The sequence below is a fragment of the Aeromonas sp. 160P genome, assembly GCF_055193095.1.
The window spans coordinates 2,747,104-2,766,836 of sequence record NZ_JBUXKV010000001.1; the positions used below are offsets into that span (position 1 = coordinate 2,747,104).

The following is a 19,733-nucleotide window of genomic DNA, read 5'->3' on the forward strand; positions in this document are numbered from 1 at the left end:
GTCGAGCTTGGGTCTAGTGCGCTGATGCAGGGGATGGAACGATTGACTAATGACGCTAAGGAGCTGCCATGAGCGTGCTGATCATTGCCGAACATCATCAGGGCCATCTGGCCGACAACGTGGCGCAACTGGTCACCGCCGCCGCATCCATCGGTGGTCAGGTCGATCTGCTGTTGCTGGGTCAGGGGCTGACCGAGGCGGGTGAGCAGGCGGCTGTACTCGGCGGTGTCGACAAGGTGCTGCTTGCCGAACATCCTCGGCTGGCCGACGGGCTGCTGGATGGGGTCGACAAGCTGCTGGTCAGCTGGTGTCAGGGGTACAGCCACTGCCTGATGGCGGCGAGTGCCATGGGCAAGGCACTGCTGCCCCAGGTAGCGGCCCGGCTCGGGGTGGAGATGCTCTCCGAGGTGATCGGTATCGAAAGCAACGACACCTTCCTGCGCCCCATCTATGCCGGCAATGCCATTGCCAGAGTGGCAAGCTCGGCACCGGTCAAGATGATGACGGTGCGGGCGACCGCCTTTGCCAAGGCGGCGACAGGCGGGCCGGCTCTCATCGAGCACTTGGCCGTGCCCGAATTCGCTGGCCGTACCCGGCTGGTCGAGCGCCGCGCGGTGCGCTCCAGCAGGCCCGAATTGACCGCCGCCCGGGTGGTGGTCTCCGGTGGCCGAGCCCTTGGCTCCAAGGCGCAGTTTGCTTTGATTGACGCACTGGCCGACAAACTGGGGGGGGCGGTCGGCGCATCGCGGGCCGCCGTTGATGCGGGGTATGTGGCCAACGACCTGCAGGTGGGGCAGACCGGCAAGGTGGTCGCACCCGAGCTCTATATCGCGGTCGGTATCTCGGGGGCCATCCAGCATCTGGCGGGGATGAAGGAGTCGAAGGTGATCGTGGCCATCAACAAGGACAGCGAGGCCCCGATCTTTCAGGTGGCGGACTACGGGCTGGTGGGGGATCTCTTCACCCTGCTGCCGGAGCTCACCGCCAAACTGTAAATTTGTCAGAAACGGCGCAGCAGTGGTCGTTTATGCGATCTGCCCGCCATTTCTGTGCATGTTCCCTGCAAGCCCTGACCCGTTCAGGGCTTTTTCTGCTGCAAGGGGGATGCAGAGTGACGGTAAAAGGTTGAGCCAGCTCCCAAAAAGCCTTTGATCCGGTGGCGGCTCTTGTGTAAAACCTGACAAGTCATCGATTCCTCTCATCCACTCACGGAAAGCGTCATGAGCAAACAGATTTACAACTTCTGCGCCGGCCCCGCCATGCTGCCGGTTGAAGTCATGGAGCGCGCCCAGCGCGAATTTTGTAATTTTCAGGGGCTGGGAGCCTCGGTCATGGAGCTTTCCCATCGCGGCAAGCCTTACATGGCGGTTGCCGAGAAGGCCGAAGCGGATCTGCGTTCCCTGCTGGCAGTACCGGACAACTACAAGGTGCTCTTCATGCACGGTGGTGGTCGCGGTCAGTTCTCCGCTGTGCCCATGAACCTGCTGGGTGGCGCCAACAAGAAGGCGGACTTCCTGCTGACCGGCGTCTGGTCCCAGAGTGCGGTGGATGAAGCCAAAAAGTATGGCGATATCCAGACCTTCCAGGGGGTTGCCAAGAACGGGCAGGGGATCTCTCACCTGCTGCCGACCCCGGCGTTTCGCGCCGATGCGGCCTATGTTCACTACTGCCCGAACGAAACCATCGACGGCATCGAGATGTTTGACATCCCGGCCACCGGCGAGGTGCCGCTGGTGGCGGATCTCTCCTCCACCATCCTCTCCCGTCCTCTCGACGTGAGCCGCTTTGGCATCATCTATGCCGGTGCCCAGAAGAATATCGGGCCGTCGGGGCTTGCCATCGCCATTGTGCGCGACGACTTGCTGGATCAGGCCAGAGCCGATGTGCCCTCGATTTTTGACTACAAGCTCACCGCCAAGAACGACTCCATGTTCAACACGCCACCCACCTACGCCTGGTATCTGGCCGGTCTGGTGTTCGAGTGGCTGAAAGAGCAGGGTGGTCTTGAGGCGATGGAAGCGCGCAACAAGGAGAAGGCGGACTTCCTGTATGACTATCTCGATCAGTCGAGCTTCTACGGTAATCAGGTGGATGTCAGCTGCCGTTCGCGGATGAACATCCCGTTCCAGCTGAAAAATGCCGAGCTGGACAAGCAGTTCCTGGCTGAATCGGAAGCCGCAGGCCTGCTGGCCCTCAAGGGGCACCGCATCGTCGGTGGCATGCGTGCCAGCCTCTATAACGCCATGCCGCTGGAGGGGGTGAAGGCCCTGGTGAGCTTTATGGATGGCTTTGCCAAGCGTCACGGTTAAAGGCTGAACTTTTGCCACCAAAGACGCCGGGGATAGCCCGGCGTCTTTTTTTCAACAGAACCAGCGGACTGGCGTTCGCCGTGGGATTTCCCCTGAAAGTGCCCTTGCCGAGCGGGACGCAGGCTGTTAACGTCCGGACAGGCGTTTATTTTGAGATAGCACAGGAAGTCTATGAACTCGTTGCGTTTGGAACCCATTTCTCGTGTGGCCGGAGAGGTCAATCTGCCCGGCTCCAAGAGTGTCTCTAACCGTGCGCTGCTGCTGGCGGCGCTGGCCCGTGGCACCACCCGTCTGACCAACCTGCTCGACAGCGATGACATTCGTCATATGCTGGCTGCGCTGACCCAGCTTGGGGTCAAGTACAAGCTCTCCGCCGACAAGACCGAGTGCACCGTGCAGGGTCTGGGCCGCAGCTTTGCGGTGAAAGAGCCGGTCAATCTGTTCCTCGGCAACGCCGGTACCGCCATGCGTCCGCTCTGCGCCGCGCTGTGTCTCGGCTCCGGTGAATATACCCTAGGCGGCGAGCCGCGCATGGAAGAGCGCCCCATCGGTCATCTGGTGGATGCCCTGCGTGAAGCGGGCGCCCATATCCAGTACCTGAAAAAAGATGGCTATCCGCCACTGGTAGTGGATGCCAAGGGGCTGTGGGGCGGTGACGTGCATGTCGATGGCTCCGTTTCCAGCCAGTTCCTGACGGCGTTTTTGATGGCGGCGCCGATGGCGGCCGGAGATACCCGTATCCATATCAAGGGGGAGCTGGTCTCCAAGCCCTACATCGACATCACCCTGCACATCATGAAGCAGTTCGGGGTGGTCATCGAGCACGACAACTACAAGCTGTTCTACATCAAGGGCAACCAGACCTACATCAGCCCGGGTGACTTTCTGGTGGAAGGGGATGCTTCCAGCGCCTCCTACTTCCTCGCGGCGGGCGCCATCAAGGGCAAGGTGCGGGTGACCGGCATCGGCAAGCACAGCATTCAGGGCGACATTCACTTCGCCGACGTGCTGGAGAAGATGGGCGCGCGCATCACCTGGGGCGATGACTTTATCGAGGCTGAGCAAGCGCCGCTGCACGGGGTGGATATGGACATGAACCATATTCCCGATGCGGCCATGACCATCGCCGTTGCCGCACTGTTTGCCGAGGGGCCGACCTCCATCCGCAATATCTACAACTGGCGGGTGAAGGAGACCGATCGTCTGCACGCCATGGCGACCGAACTGCGCAAGCTGGGTGTTGAGGTAGATGAGGGGCGGGACTTCATCACCGTGACCCCGCCGACCCAGCTCAAGCACGCCGAGATCGATACCTACAACGATCACCGTATCGCCATGTGCTTCTCGCTGGTGGCGCTGTCGGATACCCCGGTCACCATCAATGATCCCAAGTGCACCTCGAAGACCTTCCCCGATTACTTCGACAAGCTGGCCAGTATCAGCCAGCGTGGCTGATCACTGACAAATCCGTCATCATCGACGCTTCGGGCCCGCGCTGAGCGGGCCTTTTTGCCTTCCTCACCCGCATTGCCAGTTCGTCTAGCATCATTTCAATAACTTGCAAGATTGACTCGTAAAATAGTTTTGCGATTGCTGTAATTTCCTATTTACACATGCGCTGTCGCGGGCTATGTTGAGATTTCTTAATCGCAGTCATCTAGCAGGAAGCCTTGTCATGCAGCATCAAACCGACGACGTTCGTATCAGTGAAATCAAAGAGTTATTACCCCCGGTCGCGGTGCTTGAGAAGTTTCCGGCTACCGAGACCGCATCAAATACGGTCTTCGAATCCCGTCAGGCCATTCATCGGATCCTGACCGGTGAAGATGAGCGTCTGCTGGTGGTGATTGGCCCTTGCTCCATCCACGATCCGGTGGCCGCGCTGGAGTACGGCAAGCGCCTCAAGGCGTTGCGCGACGAGCTGAAAGGTCAGCTGGAGATCGTGATGCGGGTCTACTTCGAAAAACCGCGCACCACTGTGGGCTGGAAGGGGCTGATCAACGATCCGTACCTCGACAACAGCTGCAAGATCAACGACGGTCTGCGCATTGGCCGCAAGCTGCTGCTGGATCTCAACGACATGGGGCTGCCGACCGCCTCCGAATTCCTCGACATGATCACCCCGCAATATGTGGCGGATCTGATGAGCTGGGGCGCTATCGGTGCCCGTACCACCGAATCTCAGGTTCACCGCGAGCTGGCCTCCGGTCTCTCCTGCCCGGTGGGCTTCAAGAACGGCACTGACGGCACCATCAAGGTCGCCATCGATGCCATCGGGGCTGCCAGTGCGCCGCACCACTTCCTGTCGGTCACCAAATACGGTCACTCCGCCATCGTGGCGACCCGTGGTAACCCTGATTGCCACATCATCCTGCGTGGCGGCCGTGAGCCGAACTACAGCGCGGCCCATGTCAGCGAGGTGGTGAAGGGGCTGGAGAAAGCCGGTCTGCCGCAAAAGGTGATGATCGACTTTAGCCATGCCAACAGCAGCAAGCAGTTCAAGAACCAGATGGTGGTGGCCGAGGATGTGGCTGGCCAGCTGCGTGCCGGTAGCAAGGCGGTGTTTGGGGTGATGGTGGAGAGCCATCTGGTGGAAGGTCGTCAGGATCTGGTGGAAGGGTGTGAACTCACCGTGGGCCAGAGCATCACCGATGCCTGCATCGGTTGGGCCGACACCGAAGTGCTGCTGCGCAATCTGGCGGATGGTGTCGCCACCCGCAATGCCGTTTAACTGAGTCACAGGCTTCCAGCGTCATCGGAAGCCTTGTAGAACAGCTGCCATGCTGGCAACATGCTGTTTACACAAACTCATCGGATCAGTTCGCATATGGATTTGCAACGCTTCAAAGCCAATCTGGCGCTTCGGCTATTTGCCTGGCGCTACATTCCCGTCATCGGATTTTGCGCTCCCGTTATCGAACAGATGAACGCCAGGGCGCTGCGTATTCGCATTCCCCTTGGCTGGCGTACCCGCAACCACCTGGGCAGCATGTACTTTGGTGCGCTGGCCACCGGCGCCGATCTGGTGGGCGGTCTGCTGGTGATGGAGAAGGGGCGGCAGCGGCGCAAGAAGGTGCACTTTGCTTTCAAGGATGTGCAGGGGGAATTTCTGAAACGCCCGGAAGGGGATGTGCAGTTTGACTGCGCAGCGGGGGAGGAGATCGATGCCATGATCGACGAGTCGCTGGCGACCGGTCAGCGCATCAACCGCCCCATCCAGGTGGTGGCCACCTGTCCGTCATTGAACGGGGATGAGGCGATGGCGCGCTTTGTACTGACCCTGTCGATCAAGGCCAGCTAGCGGGTTGTCAGAGGCAGCCCCCCTGACTCGGGGCGTTAGCCAATCTCCGGGCTGATGCCCTCTTTGACCACCACTTTCATGCCGTTGAAGTTGACGACTTGCTCCGCCACGATTTTGCAGCGTTTGCGGGTTTCGATCTGGCCGTCTACTTCTACCAGACCTTCGGCGATCAGCGCCTTGGATGCGCCACCACAGTCGGCCCAACCCTGATGTTTGATAAGGTCACACAAGGCAACGAAGGGGTGGCCTTCGAGCAAAAACGTCTCCATGGAAAATCCTCTAGATGGATGAATGCCGATTACAGCAGGGCGGCTATTTTAGGCAGTTAAGTGAGGCAATGAAAGGAAAGGCCGGTATGTCAGGCGAAAAAGTGCCAGATAGTGCTGATCCGTGTGCCAATCCGCCAAAAATCGCGGGATACCGCCGCTGGCGGCCGTGACGTATCGTGACGCACCTCGTCCCCGCTGGTGTGCCCACACTCTCCCCTGACTGTTAGGATCGGGTCACTCTCAACGGCCCAAGGAAATCCCCATGACACTTTCACGACTGCAACTGGCCCGCCTGCTAGTGGCGTGCAGCGCCCTTACCCTGTGCGGTGTCGCGCAAGCCAGTACTCCGGTGCAGATTTCGCTGCCCGGGGTCAATTTGCCCGCCTCCCATCAGGTAGAGGGGGCCCGCGCCTCGCTGCTCTATGGCCGCACCGGTCAGGTGAAGGGCATTGATCTGCCGATCTTCGCGCTGTCTGATGTGGATCAGTTCAGCGGTTTGCAACTCGGGATTTTCCTCGGCGCTGGGCGGGTGCGCCACCAGTTTAACGGGGTCGCCATCAACGCCATCAACTGGCACGAAGGGCAGGATACCGGCGTCAATCTGGGGCTGGTCAACCTGACCAACAATGTGCAGGGGCTCAACTGGGGGGCGGTCAACATCGCCAAGGGCAACGCGCTGGCCAACGTTGGTCTGGTCAACTATGCCGAGCGCACCACCTTCCAGATCGGTTTTATCAATGCCACCCAACATCTCGATGGCCTGCAGATCGGGCTCGCCAACTACGCGGCCAACGGCGTTTTCCCCATTCTGCCGCTGGTGAACTTCCAGAAATCGTTCTGACAAGACGGTTCGCTTTGCGTTAAGGGCATCTGCTGATTACCCTGTGCCCCTTGCAACGTGTGACAGGCAAAAAGAGGTAATTGATGACGGCAGGGCAGATGAGTGCAATCGGGATCGGCTGGGATGTGCGTGGCTGGCAGGGCAGCGCCCAGGCGGTGGCCGTGGTGGGCTGGCTGGCTGATTCAAACAGCCTGCACTGGCTCGGGGTGTCGCCGCTGTTTCGCCTGAGCTCGCGGGTGGCACCGGATCTGGCCGCTCTGCTGCGTCCGGCCCTGCAAAATGAGACCGCGTTGGCGCAGGTCGAGGCTTGCCCGCAACTGGCGCTTGGTATCGATGCGCCGCTCGCCTTTCCCCGCGCTTTGCGCGATCTGCTCAACGGCCAGCCACACAGCTGCGCCACCCCCGAGCGGGAGATAGACAACCCCTACGCCTATCGCGACTGCGAGCGCTGGCTGTATCAGCAGTACGGCAAGAAGCCTCTCTCGGCCACCTTCGACCGGCTCGGCAACAACGCTACCTTGGCGCTCTCCATGCTGCCCAATCTTGCGGATCTGCAACTGGTGCCCAAGGTGCAGGAGCTGGCCAGCCGCGCCGTGCTGGAGGTCTATCCGGCACTGGCCAAAGTCGGCGGCAAGGCATCTCCGGCACGGCCCGAGCTGGCTTCGCTGCTGCCTGATGATGTGGTACCGGATACAGATCGCTACGATGCGGCGCTCTGCGCCCTGATGGCGCTGCAATATGCCGCTGGTGGCAAGGTGGCTGCGCTGCCCGCACTGGTGCAACCGCCAAGTGACATGCCTCGTGATGAGGGGTGGGTTTATCACTTTGCTCGCTAGTGTGGTGTTGAGCGCAACGGGATATGACGGACGGGGGGGCGGCGTACCATGGCGCCGCTCACTGTTCCGAATTTGGCTAAATGGTGCAAAAAACCTGTCTTTAGTCAGGAAATTGCCTGTTCATCCCGCGCCAAGGTGGCGCATCGTTATCTTCATCCGATATATTGCCCACCTTGCTGATCCTTTGCTGTGGTATTCCCGATGAAATCCGTTCTCTCTATTCAGTCCCACGTGGTCTTTGGTTGTGCCGGTAACAGCGCGGCCGTCTTCCCCATGCGCCGCCTTGGTATGGATGTATGGCCCATCAACACGGTGCAGTTTTCCAACCATACCCAATATGCCCAGGGGTGGCAGGGGATGGCGATGCCGGCGGGCCATATCAGCGCGCTGGTTGAGGGATTGGGCAATATCGAGGTGCTCGGTGGCTGTGACGCCGTGCTGAGTGGTTATCTTGGCTCCGCCGAGCAGGGGGACGAGATCCTGACCGTGGTCAACGCTGTCAAGGCTGCGAACCCCGCTGCCATCTATTTCTGTGACCCCGTGATGGGCCATCCGGAGAAGGGGTGTATCGTCGCCCCCGGCGTCACCCGTTTTCTGACCGAGCAGGCACTGCCGGTGGCCGACATGATGGCCCCCAACCTGCTGGAGCTGGAGACCCTCTGTGATACCCATCTGGCGGATCTGGACCAGACCCGCGCCGCCGCCCATCAGCTGCTGGCCCGTGGCGTCAAGCTGGTGCTGGTCAAGCATCTCGGTCGCGCGGCGCAGGATTCCAGCCGCTTCGAGATGCTGCTGGCGACCCCGCAAGGGGATTACCTGATTGCTCGTCCGCTCTACGACTTTGCCCGCCAGCCGGTGGGGGTTGGCGATCTCATCAGCGCCCTGATGCTGGCTAATTTACTGGCAGGCCACGATGCGGTCAGCGCGTTCGAGCGCACTAACGCCTCGGTGGATGCGGTGCTGCAAGAAACCTGGCGCCAGCAGGCTTACGAGCTGCAACTGATCGCCACGCAAGATGCCTTTGCCCTGCCAGAGGTTCTGGTGCGGGCGGTGAAACTGCCCTGATGTAGGTAGCTTCGGATGTAAAGAGGTGAGCCATTGGCTCACCTCTTTTGTTTGCACCGCTCTCGTTTGTGGGGTTAGCGGATCAGCCCCTGCTCAACCAGCCAGGCAAACAGCAGGCGGGAGACGGGGGATAGTTCATCGAGATGAGTGCTGTCGAGCCAGCGCAGCTCGGCAATTTCGGCCGAAGCGAGCGGGGTGCCGCTGGCTTCGCCGGTGTAGCAGCGCAGTCGCACTTCGACCCCTGCCGGTTTGCCATCGGCCTGGGCGCTGAACTCGCAGGCAAAGCGCAGGGTGTCGGGTTGCAGGGTGACAGCCAGCTCCTCTTCAATCTCGCGGATAAGTGCTGCCTCATCGCTCTCGCCTGGTTCCCGCTTGCCGCCGGGGATGTAGTAGATCGCCTTGCCGTGGGAGCGGGCGCAGAGTAGTTGCTGATCTTTAAAGGTGAGCCAGGCGAGTTTGTCGATCATCCGTTTTCTCTCCGATGGGGTTGCCGTGATGGGCCGGGGCGCAGTCAAGCGCGCCGCTGTTTTGCATGCTGGCAGCCTAACAAATATGAAGTTGAGTCCCAAGGGGAAAGAGGGGAGAGGCCGGAAACGCACTGTTTCCAGCACGGTGACTGCGTTGGTGAAATGGTGCGCAAGTGCAGGCTCACCGCTGCTAAAAAAGCGGGTTGGCGCACACCAGCACGGGCCCGGACTGGGCGAAGGTGGGGGCCTTGTGGTTTAATCTTGCCACTTTAGCGGTAGTGGGCGATGGCCTGCTACCTGACGTAGGCAAGATGCAGGTGAGCAAGATGCAGATAGCAGCAGAGAGCAAGTTTATCGGACTCGGGGTAGCGGGCAATTTCGCCGGTCATCTGGAGCAGGCAGGCGAAGCATCAGACTTCGTGGCGGTGGTGGTGCGTGATACCACGGCGCCCAAGGCGCTGTTTCCCTTCTTCGTGCCGGGTCACCCGGGCCAGCTTGGGGTGTTCCCGCTGAGCGACAAGGCGGTGTTCCTGCCGGAGGCGGCGGTCAGCGGTGACGAGAAGGTGCAGATCGAGCCGGAAGTGGCCCTGTGGTGCGAGCTGGAGTATGCCGACAAGCAGGTGGTGGCGATCCATCCCCGCGCCTTTGGTGCCTACAACGACTGCTCCATCCGCCGTCCCAACGCCAAGAAGATCAGCGAGAAGAAGAACTGGGGCGAAGAGAGCAAGGGGCTGGCGGCCAAGCTGCTGCCACTTTCCAGTTTTGCCGCCGGTTGCGAACTCGATGACTATCGCATCGCCTGCTATCTGGAGCGGGACGGTGAGCTGCACACTTACGGGGTAGACAGCGCCGCCATCGATTACAGCTACTTCCACGGTCAGCTGCTCGACTGGGCCATCGACAAGTTCAACCATCAGCAGGACCAGGGCCCGGCGGAGCACATTCAGGGGCTGCTGGCGCAGGCGGGACACCCTCCCCACGCCCTGATCAGTATCGGTGCCACCCGTTATACCCCGTTTGGCGAGACCCACTTCCTCAAACCGGGCGACACCGCCTGCGTGGTGGTCTACCCCGGCAGCCGTTATAGCGAAGCGGATATCCGCGAGGCGATCCGTACCCGCAGCTTTGGCACCGACGTTTCGGTATTGCTGCAGGCGGTGCAGGCTCGCTAATCAACCACAGTCTGCCCTGCACCAGCAAGGCAGACTACTCAGGTTTGTTGCGGGAGGCTTGTTTGAATGGACGGTCAAATAGATCGCTCGACTTACTTTATCCAGTGGCTTGCCTTAGAATCCCCCATTTTTCAGGGGGCGCTGGCCGTTCATGCTTGAGCTCAAAACGATAGCCTTGTTTCTGGTTACGGCTTTTTTCGAGATCCTTGGTTGTTATTTGCCATATCTCTGGCTGACTCAAGGTCGCAGCATCTGGTTACTGCTACCCGCAGCATTGAGTCTCATGCTGTTTGCCTGGTTGTTGTCGTTGCATCCGACCGCTGCTGGACGCGTCTATGCGGCCTATGGTGGTGTGTACATCTTCGTGGCTATTTGCTGGCTCTGGCTAGTGGATGGTATTCGGCCCAGTATGTGGGATCTTGTCGGCTCTTTCGTTGCCTTAATAGGGATGGCTATCATCATGTTCGCCCCTCGTCATGGATAAGATGATGGGGAAAACGCTGAGGGCTAGCCTCGCTCTCAACAGAGAAATCATCATGCAGATTGGATACGCGAACGCGGAAGATCATCACCCCCTTATCGAGCTGTGGGAGGCCTCGGTGCGGGCAACCCACCACTTCCTGCCCGAGGCCGAGATCCTGGCCCTCAAACCCCTTATTCTCGAACACTACTTCGATGCGGTGACACTGCACTGTGCCCGCACAGAAGATGGGAACATTGCGGGCTTTAGCGGATTGCACGAGGGCAAGCTGGAGATGCTGTTTGTGGCCCCCGAGGCGCGCGGCGGCGGTGTGGGTCGTCTGCTGGTGGAACATGCCATCGGTCAGGGTGGCGTGACGCAGGTTGACGTCAACGAGCAGAACGAACAGGCGGTGGGCTTCTATCTAAAGATGGGGTTCACCGTGACGGGGCGCTCAGCGCTGGATGGTCAGGGCAAGCCCTATCCGCTGCTGCATATGGCGCTGGCGACGCGCTAGTTGCTCTTGATGAGGCGTTGTACCCATAAACGAACGGGGGATGGCGTCTGCCATCCCCCGTTTTTTGATCCCCCCTGTTACTTGCTGGCGACTTTGCTCACCACCTTGATCAGCTGATAGCGCAGAGAGGAGGCATCGGCCGGTACATCGGTGAGCTGCTCCTTGCTGACGCTGAGCTGGTACTGGTAGCCAGGCTCGAACTGGAAGCCCTCAATCTGCTGATAGAAGAAGGTCCAGGGTTGCTGTTCGTCACTGCGCACTTGCATGCATTGCATCGGGCCAACCCCGACGCAATCGACCAGCTGGCTGTTGATATAGAGGGTCTCCCCCTGCGGGGCGACCGAGCCCTGACAGGCGGTCAGCAGCAGGGCGGCGCTGATAAGCAGTGGTTTCATGATGGGATCCTTCAAAGGGAAAGGGGGGCATTAGAGCGGCAAACAAAAAGGCGGTCAATGACCGCCTTTGTAACAAATTATGTTGATTCAGCCTGTTAGCGCTGCTCGAGCGGAACGAATTCCCGCTGTGGCTGGCCGATATAGAGCTGACGGGGACGACCGATTTTCTGGTCCGGATCCGAGTGCATTTCGTTCCAGTGGGCAATCCAGCCGATGGTCCGAGAGATGGCGAAGATCACGGTGAACATGCTCATCGGGATACCGATCGCCTTCATGATGATGCCGGAGTAGAAGTCCACGTTGGGGTATAGCTTCTTCTCGACGAAGTAGGGGTCGGAGAGCGCAATGCGCTCCAGCTCCATGGCCACATCCAGCAGCGGATCTTTGATCTGCAATTCGGTCAGCACTTCGTGACAGGTTTGACGCATCACCTGGGCACGGGGGTCGTGGTTCTTGTAGACCCGGTGACCGAAGCCCATCAGACGGAACGGATCGTTCTTGTCTTTGGCTTTGGCGATGAACTCGGGAATGCGATCCACCGAGCCGATCTCTTCCAGCATGCGCAGGCAGGCTTCGTTGGCACCGCCGTGAGCCGGGCCCCACAGGGAGGCGATCCCCGCAGCGATACAGGCGAACGGGTTGGCACCGGAGGAGCCAGCCAGACGGACGGTAGAGGTGGAGGCATTCTGCTCGTGATCAGCATGGAGGGTAAAAATACGATCCATGGCCCGTTCGACAGTGGGGTTGACCTTGTACTCTTCGGTCGGCACGCCAAACATCATGTGCAGGAAGTTGCCCGCATAGGAGAGGGCGTTACGGGGCTGCATAAACGGCTGACCGATGGAGTACTTGTAACACATGGCGGCCAGGGTCGGCATCTTGGAGAGCAGACGGAAGGCGCAGATCTCGCGGTGCTGCTCGTTGTTGATATCGAGGGCATCGTGGTAGAAGGCGGAGAGGGCGCTGACTACACCACACATGATCGCCATGGGGTGGGAGTCACGACGAAAGCCGCGGAAGAAGAAGGCGATCTGCTCGTGCACCATGGTGTGACGGGTCACCAGTCGGTGGAACTCGGCATATTGTGCCTTGGTCGGTGCTTCTCCGTAGAGCAGGATGTAGCAGACTTCGAGGTAGCTCGATTGGGTCGCCAGTTGGGCGATGGGGAAACCACGGTGCAGCAAGACACCCTGATCGCCGTCGATGTAGGTAATAGCGGATTTGCAAGAACCGGTGGCCATAAAACCGGGGTCGAAGGTGAAATACCCTTGAGCGCCCAATTTTCTGACATCGATGACATCCGGTCCGATCGTACCAGAGAGGATAGGCAGTTCGACCGGATCTTTTCCGGGTAGGTGTAGGGTGGCTATTTTATCAGCCATAGCACGTCTCCTTTGCTCTTTATAATTTGGTTCCAGTCCTACTCTATTACGACTTTCATGACGCTGGCAAAGGTTGTTACCCATACCGAGGCGGCTGGAGCGCCTTATTTGAAACAGAGTTCCTTATCAATGTCAATTTTGCTGGGACCCCATTAACGACATTAATGAAATGTTAAATTAAATATGAGATCCAGTTTGCGGTTTTGTGTTTTCTTTGTAGCTGTTTGATTGTCTTCGGTTAAAGCCGCCGATATACTGCGCCACGTGGGTCATGGCTGTGGGCGTTTGAAACGCGTTGGCAAAGCCTGATGTGAAACCGAAAACTGGATTTTTGGCTTTTTCAGCGTGTTTTGGTAACAAATAACCAACAATCACCATCCCGTGCCCTCAAGTGTGAGTTAAAACAATAACTAACGTGCTCAATGGAGCTGAGTGGGCAAGCGTGAAAAACAAACAGAGACCGGTCAACCTCGACCTACAGACGATCAGCTTTCCTGTCACTGCCATTGCATCCATCTTGCACCGTGTTTCAGGGGTTATCACCTTTGTGGCACTGGGCATCTTGCTGTGGATGCTTGGTACTTCACTCGCCTCTCCCGAAGGGTTTGCCACCGTGGTTGCCATCATGGACAACTTCCTGGTCAAACTCGTGCTGTGGGGGATCCTGACTGCGCTGGCATACCACATTGTGGGCGGCTTGCGTCATCTGGTCATGGATATGGGCTATTGGGAAGAGCTGGAATCCGGTAATCAGAGTGCCCGTGTGGCCTTTGTGATCACCGCGATCCTGGCGGTACTGGCGGGAGTGCTTGTATGGTAACCAATTCTGCAACCTTCGGGCGCAGCGGCGTTCATGATTACATCCTGATCCGCGCCACCGCCCTCATCATGACCTGTTACGTGCTCTATCTGGTGGGCTTTGTCGCGTTTAACGACATTACCTACGAGGTGTGGGCAGGCTTCTTCGCCAAAACATTCACCAAAGTATTCACCCTGTTGACCCTGCTCTGCGTACTGATCCACGCCTGGATTGGTCTGTGGCAGGTGCTGACTGACTATATCAAGCCGGTAGGGCTGCGCGGGGCGCTGCAATTTGCTCTGGTCGTGGTGCTGTTTGTCTATCTGATGACGGGTTTCGTCGTGCTGTGGGGTGTGTAAGGTGACTATTCCAACTCGTGAATTTGATGCTGTGGTGATTGGTGCCGGTGGTGCCGGTATGCGCGCCGCGCTCTCGATTGCCCAGTCTGGCAAGAGCTGCGCTCTGTTATCCAAGGTCTTTCCGACCCGTTCTCACACGGTTTCCGCTCAGGGCGGGATCACGGTTGCGCTGGGCAATGCCCACGACGACAACTGGCAGTGGCACATGTATGACACGGTGAAAGGTTCCGATTACATCGGTGATCAGGAAGCCATCGAGTACATGTGCAAGACGGGCCCCGAGGCCATCTACGAGCTGGAGAACATGGGCCTGCCCTTCTCCCGCTTTGAAAACGGTTCTGTCTACCAGCGTCCGTTTGGTGGTCAGTCCAAGAATTTTGGTGGCGAGCAGGCTGCTCGCACCGCGGCGGCCGCTGACCGTACCGGTCACGCCCTGCTGCACACCCTTTATCAGCAGAACGTCAAGAGCAAGACCACTGTCTTCTCCGAGTGGTATGCGCTGGATCTGGTGAAAAACCAGGACGGTCACATCGTTGGCTGTACCGCCATCGATATGGAGAGCGGCGAAGTGGTCTACTTCAAGGCCAAGGCCACCGTGCTGGCCACCGGCGGCGCCGGTCGTATCTACCAGTCCACCACCAATGCCCACATCAACACCGGTGACGGGGTCGGCATGGCGCTGCGCGCCGGGGTAGGGGTGCAGGACATGGAGTTCTGGCAGTTCCACCCGACCGGCATCGCCGGGGCCGGGGTGCTGGTGACCGAAGGGTGTCGTGGTGAAGGCGGTTATCTGCTGAACAAAGATGGCGAGCGCTTCATGGAGCGTTACGCCCCCAACGCCAAGGATCTGGCCGGTCGCGACGTGGTGGCCCGCTCCATCATGATCGAGATCCGCGAAGGCCGTGGTTGTGACGGCCCCTGGGGCCCGCACATCAAGCTCAAGCTGGATCACCTCGGCAAAGAGGTGCTGGAATCCCGTCTGCCGGGCATCTGCGAGCTGTCGCGTACCTTCGCCCACGTGGATCCGGTCAAAGAGCCTATTCCGATCATCCCGACCTGCCACTACATGATGGGCGGCGTGCCGACCAACGTGAATGGCCAGTGTCTGGCACAAGACAAAGATGGCAATGACGTACCTGTGGTCGGTCTGTTTGCGGTGGGCGAGATTGCCTGCGTTTCTGTACACGGCGCCAACCGCCTGGGTGGCAACTCCTTGCTGGATCTGGTGGTGTTCGGCCGTGCCGCTGGCATGTATCTGGTCAACACCCTGGGCGAGATGGAGCATGGCCGCGAAGCATCCGAGTCTGATATCGACGCCGCCATGGCACGCTTCAACCGCTGGGAAAATTGCCGTGACGGGGAAGACCCGGTGCAGATCCGCAAAGATTTGCAGACCTGCATGCAGAATAACTTCTCGGTGTTCCGTGAAGGTGATGCCATGGCCGAAGGGCTGGCCGAGCTGAAACTCATTCGCGAGCGCCTCAAGCGTGCCCGGCTGGATGACACCTCCAAGGAGTTCAACACCCAGCGCATCGAGTGCCTGGAGCTGGACAACCTGATGGAGACGGCGTTTGCCACCGCGGTGGCGGCCAACTTCCGTACCGAGAGTCGCGGTGCTCATAGCCGCTTTGACTTCCCGGATCGGGACGACGATAGCTGGTTGTGCCACAGCCTCTATCATCCGGACTCCGAGTCCATGACCCGTCGCGCGGTCAACATGTCTCCGAAAACCCGTGAAGCGTTCCCACCCAAGGTGCGGACTTACTGATTGCGGAGACAAGCACAATGAAGGTCACATTCTCGGTATGTCGCGACATCTGCCGGTCTGTGAACAGAGGGGAGGAACACCCCTCCCTCTATATCCAACGTGCGGTATTACTGATTGCGGAGCCAAGCCCTATGAACGTCACATTCTCTGTCTACAGATACAATCCGGATGTTGATAACGTCCCCCATATGAAGGAATATCGTCTTGATATTCCTGAAGGTTCCGACATGATGGTGCTCGATGCACTGATCCAGTTGAAAGAGCTGGACCCCACCCTTTCCTTCCGCCGCTCTTGCCGCGAAGGGGTCTGTGGATCTGACGGTCTCAACATGAATGGCAAGAACGGTCTTGCTTGTATCACCCCGCTCTCTGATCTGCTGAAGAAGGGCAATAACGTGGTGCTGCGTCCCTTGCCCGGGCTGCCGGTGATCCGTGATCTGGTGATCGACATGACCCAGTTCTACACCCAGTGGGAGAAGGTCAAACCCTTCCTCATCAACGATGACAAGTTGCCGCCGGTGCGTGAGCACCTGCAATCCCCCGAAGAGCGCGCCAAGCTTGACGGCCTGTACGAGTGCATTCTCTGTGCCTGCTGCTCCACTTCGTGCCCCTCCTTCTGGTGGAACCCTGACAAGTTCATCGGTCCGGCCGGGCTGCTCGCAGCCTACCGCTGGCTGGCAGACAGCCGCGACACCGCGACCACCGAACGATTGGGTAATCTGGACGACGCCTTTAGCGTGTTCCGCTGCCACGGCATCATGAACTGCGTGAACGTCTGTCCGAAAGGCTTGAACCCGACCAAGGCGATTGGCCAGATCAAGTCGATGTTGCTCAATCGGGCCGTTTAGTTTTTGGGCTAGCCCAACGTCTGGAGAGCCATCCCACCCGTGGCAGGATGGCTTTTTGAACCCTACAAGCTGCGCAGCAGTAACAAGATGTACAAGGGATAGAAATGCATAACGGCGTGATGAAGGCCTGGTTGGAGTCATCTCACCTGGCTGGTGCGAATGCTAGCTATATCGAGGGTCTTTACGAATCCTTTCTGGAAAATCCTGACTCCGTGTCCGACGAGTGGCGCAGCCTGTTTAGCGAGCTGCCCCAGGTCAATGGCCACGTGGTTGAACAACCTCACTCCCAGGTCCGCGATTATTTCCGTCGTCTGGCCAAGGATCCTTCCCGTTACAGCGCCCCTGTTACCGATCCCCAAGTGGATGCCAAGCAGGTACGGGTGCTGCAGCTGATCAATGCCTTCCGTTTTCGTGGTCACCAGAATGCCAATCTGGACCCGCTGGGCCTGTGGCAGCGTGAAACCGTTGCCGAACTGGACCCCGCATTCCACAACCTGCAGGGCGCAGACATGGAGGCCACCTTCAATGTGGGCTCCTACGCCATCGGTCGCGAAACCATGGTACTTGGTGATCTCTACGCCTCCCTGAAAAAGACCTACTGCAGCAGCATAGGTGCCGATTATATGCACCTCACCTCCACCGAGGAGAAGCGCTGGCTGCAGGACAAGCTCGAGTCCATTGAAGGGAAGGGGAGCTACACCCTCGAAGAGAAGACCCGCTTCCTCGAGAGCCTGACCGCCGCCGAAGGGTTGGAGAAATATCTGGGCGCCAAGTTCCCGGGGGCCAAGCGCTTCTCGCTGGAAGGGGGCGATGCCATGATCCCCATGCTCAAGGAGCTGATCCGTCGCGCCGGTGAGCAGGGCTGCAAAGAGGCCGTCATCGGTATGGCCCACCGTGGCCGCCTCAACGTGCTGATCAACGTGCTCGGCAAACGCGCACAAGACCTGTTCGATGAGTTCGCTGGCAAGCATGGGGAATCCTGGGGTACCGGTGACGTGAAGTACCACATGGGCTTCTCCTCTGACTTCGCGACCCCGGGTGGCAACGTGCATCTGGCGCTGGCGTTCAACCCGTCCCACCTCGAGATCGTCAACCCTGTGGTCATCGGTTCGGTGCGTGCGCGGATGGATCGCCATGGCGACAAGGATGGCTCCAGCGTGCTGCCTATCACCATTCACGGTGACTCGGCCATGTCCGGCCAGGGCGTGGTGGCCGAGACCTTCAACATGTCTCAGACCCGTGCTTATGGCGTCGGCGGCACGGTGCGGATCGTCATCAACAACCAGGTCGGTTTCACCACTTCTTACCATCGTGATCTGCGCTCCACCGAATATTGCACCGACATCGCCAAGGCGGTGCAGGCGCCAGTCTTGCACGTCAACGGCGATGATCCGGAAGCCGTGGTGCTGGTGACCCAGATTGCACTGGATTACCGCAACACCTTCAAGCGCGACGTGGTGATCGAGCTGGTCTGCTACCGTCGTCACGGTCACAACGAGGCGGACGAGCCGAGCGCGACCCAGCCATTGATGTACCAGCAGATCAAACAGCACCCGACCCCGCGCAAGATCTACGCCGATCAGCTGGTGGCCGAGGGCGCGGTCAGTCAGGAGCTGGCCACCACCCTGGTCAACGACTATCGCGATACCCTGGATCGCGGCGAGCGGGTGAGCAAAGAGTGGCGGCCGATGGAGCTGCACTCCGTCGACTGGACCCCCTATCTGGGTCACGACTGGGCGATGCACTATGACAGCACCTTGCCGCTGGATTACCTCAAATCCCTCGGCGATCGGGTGAGCCAGTATCCGGCGACCCATGTGCTGCAGCGTCAGGTTGAAAAAATTTACGAAGACCGTCGTCTGATGGCGGCAGGCGAGAAGCTGCTGGATTGGGGCTTTGCCGAGACCCTGGCTTACGCCACCCTGGTGGACAAGGGATCCCGCATCCGCTTCACCGGTGAGGACTCCGGCCGTGGCACCTTCTTCCACCGCCATGCCGTGATCCACAATCAGACCGATGCCAGCACCTACACCCCGCTGTGCAACCTGCACGACGAGCAGGGGCCGTTCGAGATTTACGACTCGGTACTGACCGAAAACGCGGTACTGGCCTTTGAATATGGCTACGCCAGCGCCGAGCCGGCTGGCCTCACCATCTGGGAAGCCCAGTTTGGTGACTTCGCCAACTGTGCCCAGGTGGTGGTGGATCAGTTCCTCTCCTCCGGCGAGCAGAAGTGGGGCCGGATGTGCGGCCTGACCATGCTGCTGCCGCACGGTTACGAGGGGCAGGGACCGGAGCACTCCTCCGCCCGTCTCGAGCGTTTCTTGCAGATGTGTGCCCAGCACAACATGCAGGTGTGCGTGCCTTCTACCCCGGCGCAGGTATTTCACATGCTGCGTCGTCAGGTGGTGCGCCCGATGCGCCGTCCGCTGATCGTGATGACGCCCAAATCCCTGCTGCGTCATCCGCTGGCGGTGAGCAAGCTCGAAGAGCTGGCGGAAGGCACCTTCCAGAATGCCATCGGCGAGATCGACGCGCTGGATCCGCAAGCGGTCAAGCGGGTGGTGTTCTGCTCCGGCAAGGTCTACTACGACCTGCTCGATGCCCGTCGCAAGGCCGAGCAGCAGGATGTAGCACTGGTGCGGATTGAGCAGCTCTACCCCTTCCCGGAAGAGGAAGTGCGCGCCATTTTGGCCCACTACAGCCATGTCACCGATTTTGTCTGGTGTCAGGAAGAGCCACAGAACCAGGGCGCCTGGTACTGCACCCGTCACCACTACGATGGGGTGCTGCCGGTCGGTGCCACCCTGCGTTATGCCGGTCGCCCCGCGTCAGCCTCGCCGGCCGTTGGTTATATGTCTGTCCACACCAAGCAGCAAAAAGCCTTGGTGGAAGATGCCCTTACCCTGTAAAGCCTCTGGCATAGAAGTAAAAGGAACTGATTA

The 19,733-nt window shown here is 59.3% G+C and carries 21 protein-coding genes; 16 read left to right on the forward strand and 5 right to left on the reverse strand.

What is annotated here, in order from left to right:
- The first annotated feature begins 68 nt into the window (after nt 1–68).
- From ACY8FN_RS12990 to ACY8FN_RS13010, 5 genes are all read left to right on the forward strand, one after another.
- Nucleotides 69–995, forward strand: a complete 927-nt coding sequence (locus tag ACY8FN_RS12990; RefSeq protein ID WP_463100226.1) for an electron transfer flavoprotein subunit alpha/FixB family protein — start codon at nt 69–71, stop codon at nt 993–995.
- Between the two features lie 225 nt (nt 996–1,220).
- The gene (gene serC / locus ACY8FN_RS12995; RefSeq protein WP_463100227.1) at nt 1,221–2,309 is read left to right on the forward strand and encodes a 3-phosphoserine/phosphohydroxythreonine transaminase; all 1,089 of its coding nucleotides are present in this window, start codon (nt 1,221–1,223) and stop codon (nt 2,307–2,309) included.
- Nucleotides 2,310–2,480: 171 nt separating this feature from the next.
- Nucleotides 2,481–3,764: a 3-phosphoshikimate 1-carboxyvinyltransferase gene (gene aroA / locus ACY8FN_RS13000; protein WP_463100228.1), complete on the forward strand. Its 1,284-nt coding sequence runs from the start codon at nt 2,481–2,483 to the stop codon at nt 3,762–3,764.
- Between the two features lie 220 nt (nt 3,765–3,984).
- A complete protein-coding gene (aroG, locus tag ACY8FN_RS13005; protein WP_139693587.1) occupies nt 3,985–5,040 on the forward strand; it encodes a 3-deoxy-7-phosphoheptulonate synthase AroG in 1,056 nt (351 codons plus the stop codon).
- Nucleotides 5,041–5,136: 96 nt separating this feature from the next.
- On the forward strand, nt 5,137–5,610 hold the full coding sequence (locus ACY8FN_RS13010) for a DUF4442 domain-containing protein (RefSeq protein WP_162515645.1): 474 nt from the start codon (nt 5,137–5,139) through the stop codon (nt 5,608–5,610).
- Between the two features lie 35 nt (nt 5,611–5,645).
- On the opposite strand, the gene ybcJ is transcribed toward ACY8FN_RS13010, so the two are convergent.
- A complete protein-coding gene (gene ybcJ / locus ACY8FN_RS13015; RefSeq protein ID WP_042023921.1) occupies nt 5,646–5,879 on the reverse strand; it encodes a ribosome-associated protein YbcJ in 234 nt (77 codons plus the stop codon).
- A gap of 277 nt (nt 5,880–6,156) precedes the next feature.
- Between ybcJ and ACY8FN_RS13020 the strand changes: the two genes are divergently transcribed.
- The 3 genes from ACY8FN_RS13020 (at nt 6,157) to pdxY (ending at nt 8,621) form a co-directional block, all read left to right on the forward strand.
- Entirely contained in the window at nt 6,157–6,720 is a 564-nt protein-coding gene (locus tag ACY8FN_RS13020) for a VC2662 family protein (RefSeq protein WP_101316123.1), read from the forward strand.
- Nucleotides 6,721–6,803: 83 nt separating this feature from the next.
- Nucleotides 6,804–7,556, forward strand: a complete 753-nt coding sequence (locus ACY8FN_RS13025) for a DUF429 domain-containing protein (protein ID WP_463100229.1) — start codon at nt 6,804–6,806, stop codon at nt 7,554–7,556.
- A gap of 201 nt (nt 7,557–7,757) precedes the next feature.
- Complete coding sequence (pdxY, locus tag ACY8FN_RS13030) at nt 7,758–8,621, forward strand: pyridoxal kinase PdxY (protein WP_463100230.1); 864 nt, start codon at nt 7,758–7,760, stop codon at nt 8,619–8,621.
- A gap of 74 nt (nt 8,622–8,695) precedes the next feature.
- Here the strand turns inward: pdxY and ACY8FN_RS13035 are convergent, their stop codons facing one another.
- Nucleotides 8,696–9,088 carry an NUDIX hydrolase gene (locus ACY8FN_RS13035; protein ID WP_101347058.1) on the reverse strand — a complete coding sequence of 131 codons (393 nt, stop codon included), beginning with the start codon at nt 9,086–9,088 and terminating at the stop codon, nt 8,696–8,698.
- A gap of 326 nt (nt 9,089–9,414) precedes the next feature.
- Here ACY8FN_RS13035 and ACY8FN_RS13040 point away from each other — a divergent pair, with 326 nt between their 5' ends.
- From ACY8FN_RS13040 to ACY8FN_RS13050, 3 genes are all read left to right on the forward strand, one after another.
- On the forward strand, nt 9,415–10,260 hold the full coding sequence (locus tag ACY8FN_RS13040) for a DUF5718 family protein (RefSeq protein ID WP_463101170.1): 846 nt from the start codon (nt 9,415–9,417) through the stop codon (nt 10,258–10,260).
- A 151-nt stretch (nt 10,261–10,411) separates the two neighbouring features.
- Entirely contained in the window at nt 10,412–10,744 is a 333-nt protein-coding gene (locus tag ACY8FN_RS13045) for a YnfA family protein (RefSeq protein ID WP_101347059.1), read from the forward strand.
- Nucleotides 10,745–10,796: 52 nt separating this feature from the next.
- Nucleotides 10,797–11,237: an acetyltransferase gene (locus ACY8FN_RS13050; RefSeq protein ID WP_463100231.1), complete on the forward strand. Its 441-nt coding sequence runs from the start codon at nt 10,797–10,799 to the stop codon at nt 11,235–11,237.
- Between the two features lie 77 nt (nt 11,238–11,314).
- Here the strand turns inward: ACY8FN_RS13050 and ACY8FN_RS13055 are convergent, their stop codons facing one another.
- From ACY8FN_RS13055 to ACY8FN_RS13065, 3 genes are all read right to left on the reverse strand, one after another.
- A complete protein-coding gene (locus tag ACY8FN_RS13055; protein ID WP_101324614.1) occupies nt 11,315–11,632 on the reverse strand; it encodes a DUF4377 domain-containing protein in 318 nt (105 codons plus the stop codon).
- A 95-nt stretch (nt 11,633–11,727) separates the two neighbouring features.
- The gene (locus ACY8FN_RS13060; RefSeq protein ID WP_101324615.1) at nt 11,728–13,014 is read right to left on the reverse strand and encodes a citrate synthase; all 1,287 of its coding nucleotides are present in this window, start codon (nt 13,012–13,014) and stop codon (nt 11,728–11,730) included.
- 177 nt (nt 13,015–13,191) lie between these two features.
- Complete coding sequence (locus tag ACY8FN_RS13065) at nt 13,192–13,392, reverse strand: hypothetical protein (protein WP_139244989.1); 201 nt, start codon at nt 13,390–13,392, stop codon at nt 13,192–13,194.
- Nucleotides 13,393–13,456: 64 nt separating this feature from the next.
- Between ACY8FN_RS13065 and sdhC the strand changes: the two genes are divergently transcribed.
- From sdhC to sucA, 5 genes are all read left to right on the forward strand, one after another.
- Nucleotides 13,457–13,834 carry a succinate dehydrogenase cytochrome b556 subunit gene (gene sdhC, locus ACY8FN_RS13070; RefSeq protein WP_021231296.1) on the forward strand — a complete coding sequence of 126 codons (378 nt, stop codon included), beginning with the start codon at nt 13,457–13,459 and terminating at the stop codon, nt 13,832–13,834.
- Nucleotides 13,828–14,172 (forward strand): succinate dehydrogenase, hydrophobic membrane anchor protein, encoded by a 345-nt coding sequence (gene sdhD, locus ACY8FN_RS13075; protein ID WP_005333558.1) that lies wholly within the window; start codon nt 13,828–13,830, stop codon nt 14,170–14,172. The genes sdhC and sdhD overlap by 7 nt, the downstream gene beginning before the upstream one ends.
- Nucleotide 14,173: 1 nt before the next feature.
- Complete coding sequence (gene sdhA / locus ACY8FN_RS13080) at nt 14,174–15,940, forward strand: succinate dehydrogenase flavoprotein subunit (RefSeq protein ID WP_101347062.1); 1,767 nt, start codon at nt 14,174–14,176, stop codon at nt 15,938–15,940.
- A 131-nt stretch (nt 15,941–16,071) separates the two neighbouring features.
- On the forward strand, nt 16,072–16,788 hold the full coding sequence (locus tag ACY8FN_RS13085; protein WP_042023901.1) for a succinate dehydrogenase iron-sulfur subunit: 717 nt from the start codon (nt 16,072–16,074) through the stop codon (nt 16,786–16,788).
- Nucleotides 16,789–16,892: 104 nt separating this feature from the next.
- Entirely contained in the window at nt 16,893–19,700 is a 2,808-nt protein-coding gene (gene sucA / locus ACY8FN_RS13090; RefSeq protein WP_463100232.1) for a 2-oxoglutarate dehydrogenase E1 component, read from the forward strand.
- Nucleotides 19,701–19,733 lie beyond the last annotated feature (33 nt).